At 25.7% G+C, this 451-nt stretch carries 1 pseudogene; it reads right to left on the reverse strand.

Features of this window, described 5'->3' with window-relative positions:
- Nucleotides 1-386, reverse strand: a pseudogene (locus K0039_RS21345) (GGDEF domain-containing protein); the annotation flags it as partial.
- Nucleotides 387-451 lie beyond the last annotated feature (65 nt).

The raw sequence follows: 451 nt of genomic DNA on the forward strand, positions 1-451 counted from the left end.
AAAATTTTATAAACCCCAAAACATGGTACTAACATATATTCAAATTTTTTCCTATTCAAGTTATTTTTAATATTATAAATTACTTTATGAATCTCTCTATCAGAGTAACTCTCATAAAAAATGCAAAATACATCTGCATACATACGACAACATATACCATTAGAACCAATGTTTTTTTGAATCAATTCTGCAACATATATTAAGGCTTTATCTCCTCCTCTAATTCCTTAAATATCATGAATTACTTTGAACTTATCTATATCCATCATTATAATTGCATAGGGCTTGCCAGGATATCTTTTCAGCATTAAGCTTGTTTGTTCACAAAAACTTTCATAATTGTATAATCCTGTTAATGTATCCTTTTGGTTTTTATGTATTTGCATAAGATAATCTATATTTTTAATAGCAACTAAAATATGTGTTTGTTTCTCACCTAAATTATTTTTAC

It is taken from the genome of Terrisporobacter mayombei (assembly GCF_020748465.1).
GTDB lineage: Bacteria > Bacillota > Clostridia > Peptostreptococcales > Peptostreptococcaceae > Terrisporobacter > Terrisporobacter mayombei.